The 4,118-nt window shown below is 62.5% G+C and carries 5 protein-coding genes; 4 read left to right on the top strand and 1 reads right to left on the bottom strand.

Annotation, left to right across the window (positions count from 1 at the left end; translation table 11 throughout):
• Both I5W_RS18585 and I5W_RS18580 read left to right on the top strand, forming a co-directional pair.
• Nucleotides 1–607: acid phosphatase (locus tag I5W_RS18585; protein ID WP_044530338.1), on the top strand; the 607-nt coding region annotated here is incomplete at its 5' end.
• A 185-nt stretch (nucleotides 608–792) separates the two neighbouring features.
• Nucleotides 793–1,557, top strand: a complete 765-nt coding sequence (locus I5W_RS18580; RefSeq protein WP_044530337.1) for a DUF2076 family protein — start codon at nucleotides 793–795, stop codon at nucleotides 1,555–1,557.
• 75 nt (nucleotides 1,558–1,632) lie between these two features.
• Here I5W_RS18580 and I5W_RS18575 read toward each other — a convergent pair whose 3' ends face one another.
• On the bottom strand, nucleotides 1,633–2,091 hold the full coding sequence (locus I5W_RS18575; RefSeq protein WP_026052243.1) for a MarR family winged helix-turn-helix transcriptional regulator: 459 nt from the start codon (nucleotides 2,089–2,091) through the stop codon (nucleotides 1,633–1,635).
• A gap of 144 nt (nucleotides 2,092–2,235) precedes the next feature.
• On the opposite strand from I5W_RS18575, the gene I5W_RS18570 reads away from it, so the two are divergent.
• Nucleotides 2,236–2,745: a flavin reductase family protein gene (locus tag I5W_RS18570; protein ID WP_017454334.1), complete on the top strand. Its 510-nt coding sequence runs from the start codon at nucleotides 2,236–2,238 to the stop codon at nucleotides 2,743–2,745.
• Between the two features lie 123 nt (nucleotides 2,746–2,868).
• Nucleotides 2,869–4,118: acyl-CoA dehydrogenase family protein (locus tag I5W_RS18565; RefSeq protein ID WP_148289147.1), on the top strand; the 1,250-nt coding region annotated here is incomplete at its 3' end.

The raw sequence follows: 4,118 nt of genomic DNA, 5'->3' as shown, positions 1-4,118 counted from the left end.
GCTCACCCTGCTGGCCCCGCCGCCGGCCAACAACTCGCCGCAGATGCAGGCCGAACTGGCCGAGATACTGAGCCTGCAGGTGACCCGCACCCCGGCCATGGTGGCCCGCGCCCAGGCCGACAGCGTGGAAAACGTGTGGCGCTTCGGCGATGTCATGGGGGAGCGCTTCGTCAAGGACAAGCTGCCGCTCACCGATGCCTTCTTCCAACGGGTGGGGGCGACCGAGGGGGCGGTAGTCGATCCCTACAAGAATGTCTGGAAACGTCCGCGTCCCTATGACTACAGCGACCTGGTCAAACCGGCCACCAAGCTCTCGCATTCCGGTTCCTATCCCTCGGGCCATGCCACCAATGGCACCTTGACGGCCATCGTGCTGGCCAACATGGTCCCGGAAAAACGCGCCGAGATCATGGCGCGCGGCCTGGAATACGCCAACAACCGCGTGGTGGCCGGCGTCCACTATCGCTCCGATGTCGAAGCCGGTCGCATCGCGGGGACCCTCATTGCCGCGCGTCTGCAGCAGCAGGACGACTTCCGCCGCGCCTTCGAGGCAGCCCGCGCCGAGTTGCGTGAAGTGCTGGGCTTGCCGGTGATGGTGGGTAAATAGACAGGTCAAGGCCGATCGGCCTGCAAGCCGCATCCGGGGCGGGTTCTTGTTACAAGCTGTTTCCAAATGCTCACCCTGGACACAAATCATATGAAGGAGTGCGCGCATAATGGACTTGTCTGCAGTAGGGAACTTTCCTGCTGTCATCGTGCACGTTGTGTCTACACTCGTTGGGAGCAAGCATCATGAGTCCGCAAGAAACACAAGCCCTTCAGGATTTTCTCAATCAACTGACCCAGGTCCGCGGCATTGCCAAGGATGCCCAGGCCGAGGCGATGATCGCCGCGGCCGTGGCGCAGCAGCCTGATGCGGCCTACCTGCTGGTGCAGCGCGCCTTGCTGATGGAGCAGGCGCTCAAGACTTCGCAGGCGCAGGTGGCCCAGTTGCAAAGCCAGGTCCAGAGCCTGCAGGCTGGCGCTGGCCGGTCTTCGGGATTTCTCGATGGCAATGCCTGGGGCAATGCGCCTGCGGCAGCGGCCCGGCCTGCCGTGGCACCTGCGGCAGCGGCGCCGGCCTACAACCCGGCTTATAACCCGGCCTATGCGCCTGCTGCCCCCGTGGCTGCGGCCCCGGCACCGGCACCATCTTCAGGATTCTTCGGCGGCGGCATGGGCAGCGTGCTGGGCAGCGTCGCCGCCACGGCAGCCGGGGTGGCGGGTGGCGCCTTCCTGTTCCAGGGGATCGAACACCTGTTCAACGGCGGGAGCGGTTCCGGGTGGGCGCATCAGAACGGCTTGAGCGCGCCGGTGGAAAACATCGAGAACACTACCGTCAACAATTACTACGGCAGCGATGGTGACAACAAGTCCAACTTGGCCGGCAATGATCGCTTCAGCGATAACAGCAACGCCAGTGACAACAGCGACAACTTCGGTTCAAGCAGCGACCTGGCCGATCTGAGCAATTTCGACCTGGACGATAGCGGTGGTTACGACGATTCGCTGGTGTGATCCTGCTGTGTCGAGGTAGTAAGGTTCTTTCCCCCGAAAGCCTGCGCAAGCAGGCTTTTTTGTATCCTGCAGCGATCAGTCCTGCTGCGGCTCGCTCATTTCTTCTTCGATGGCATCGAGCCGCACGAAGATCTCCGACAAGGTCTTTTTCAGGGCCTTGATCTGCGCGGCCGACATGCCGCCAGTGGCCACATCCTCGTAATGCTTGGCGATGGGCATGAGTTCGGCCAGCATGGTCTGGCCTTCGTCGGTCAGGTAGATTTCCACGGTGCGCGCATTGTTCTCCTGGCGTCGGCGCGACACCAATCCCTTGTTTTCCATCGTGCCGATCAGCCGCGACAGCGTCGACAACTCGACCGTGGTCATGCTGCACAACTCGCCCAGGCTCTTGCCGGGAAACTCCATTAATACGGCCATGACGCGATACATGGGCAAGGTCACCCCATAAGGGGCGATGCGGCGGGAGAACAGCTCCCCCATGCGCACCCCTACACGATTCAACAGATACGGAAAAGAACTGGTCAGCTTGTGCACGATGGAATTCCAGAACGACAGGGTCGGGATTGGCGAATTCTATCAGGGTGACGCTTTCATTCACATAAATTGCATTAGCAATATTTGCAAATGCAAATATAATCCATAAAAAAATAATCATCCAAAACAACAGAAGGAGACAACATGAGCGTCCTCGCCTCGCCGCAGGAGTTCGTGACCGATGCATTCCGCCAGGCAATGCGCCGCATGAGTTCTACCGTCACCGTGGTGACGGCCACCGATGGCCAGCGTCGTCATGGCATGACGATGACCGCCGTCAGTTCCCTCTCCATGGATCCACCGGCCTTGCTGGCGTGCGTGAACCGGTCCACTTACCTGGCCGACATCCTGATCTCGGCGCGCCATTTCTGCATCAATGTCTTGCGGCATGACCAGGTCGCTGTCTCCAGCGCCTTCAGCGGCGCCTTGTCTTCCCAGGAGCGTTTTGCCGTGGGTCGCTGGGCGACTCATACGGTCGGTGTCGACCTGCTCGAAGCGGCCCAGGCCAATATGGTGTGCGGCAAGACGGCGGTCTTTCCCTATGGCTCGCACCTGATCGTGATCGGCAATGTGATCGACGTGATCCAGGCCGAGCCGGCCGCGACCGCCGACGAGATCCGTCCACTGCTGTATTGCAACGCCGGTTATCGCTGAACACGGGTTTGTCGGGGCGAATCGGATCGGATGTCCTGTCTCGCATCCGGTGTGGTCGCATCCCTGCGTTTGTTTTGTTTCCTTTGGTTCATTCCCTCTTTCTAAGGCATTGGAGAAGACATCATGATCGTTGAAGAACAGGCCTCCCCTGGCGCCACTGCCATCGCGGCCAGCGCAGCCCATCACTACGACAAGCAATCGCTGCGCACCCGGCTGGCGACCTTGCGGGCCGGCTTGCAGGCCGGTGCCGCAGCCGTGGAACAAGCCCGCACGGTGCCAGCGGCGTCCATCGAGGCCCTGCGTGCAATCGGCTACTTCGACCTGGTCAAGCCGCAGGCTTTCGGTGGCGCCCAGGTGGGTTTTTCCACGCTGGTCGACATGAACATGATCCTGGCCGGCTGGTGTGCCTCGACCGCCTGGGTGGCCGGCTTGCTGGCGGCGCACCAGTGGCTGGTGGCGTCCTTTCCGCAGCAGGCCCAGCACGATATCTGGGATGCCAATCCCGATGCCCTGGTCTGCGGCTCCTATGCGCCGGCCTGCCAGCCCGAGGCAGTGGAGGGCGGCTATCTCTTGAGTGGGCGCTGGAGTTTCGCCAGCGGTTGCGAATGCGCCCAGTGGTCGCTGTGTGCGGCCATCCTGCCGCCGCAAGCAGCGCGCACCACACCAGCCCCGGCCTTCCTGCTGGTGCCGCAGAGCGACTATCGCATCGAGGATACCTGGCATGTGATCGGCCTGGCCGGTACCGGCAGCAAGACGCTGGTGCTGGACCGTGTGTTCGTGCCCGCCCATCGCAGCTTGCTGTTTTCCGAAACCACCTGCGGCCAGACGCCGGGAGCGCAACTGTACGGGACCGATTCCGACTACGCCATCCCGATGTTGTCGGTGATTCCTTCCTGCCTGGCCTCGGTGGCGGTGGGCGCGGCCCAGGGGGCGCTGGAAGATTACCTGGAGCGGACCAGCCGTCGCATCACGCGTGGCGCCGTGGCCGGTGGTCAGAATCGGATGGCCGAGTTTCCCACCATCCAGCTGAGAGTGGCCGAAGCCGCAGCCGCGGTCGATGCCGCCCGCAAGATTCTGCTGGCCGACCTGCAGGAGCGCGAAGCCACGGTGCGCCAGGGTGAGCAGGTGACGGTGGAAGAACGCATCACCAGCCGGCGCGGCCAGGCCTTTGCGGTATCGCTGGCCATTCGCGCCACCGAGGCGCTCAATGCTTCCACTGGCGGCCAGGGCCTCGATGTGTCGCATCCGGTGCAGCGTGCCTGGCGCGATGCCAATGCCGTCGGTCGTCACATCAGCATGAACTGGGACACCGTCGGCACCATGTACGGACAGATGGCCTTGGGGCTGGAACCCAAGGGCCAATATGAACCCCC

It is taken from the genome of Herbaspirillum sp. B65 (assembly GCF_000333555.1).
In the GTDB taxonomy this organism is placed as follows: domain Bacteria; phylum Pseudomonadota; class Gammaproteobacteria; order Burkholderiales; family Burkholderiaceae_D; genus Herbaspirillum; species Herbaspirillum rubrisubalbicans.
This window is presented reverse-complemented; position numbering and strand designations above follow the sequence as displayed.

Excerpts from the sequence above, each read along its gene's own strand:
- I5W_RS18580 (WP_044530337.1), top strand. The coding sequence starts at position 793 with ATGAGTCCGCAAGAAACACAAGCCCTTCAGGATTTTCTCAATCAACTG.
- I5W_RS18570 (WP_017454334.1), top strand. The coding sequence starts at position 2,236 with ATGAGCGTCCTCGCCTCGCCGCAGGAGTTCGTGACCGATGCATTCCGC.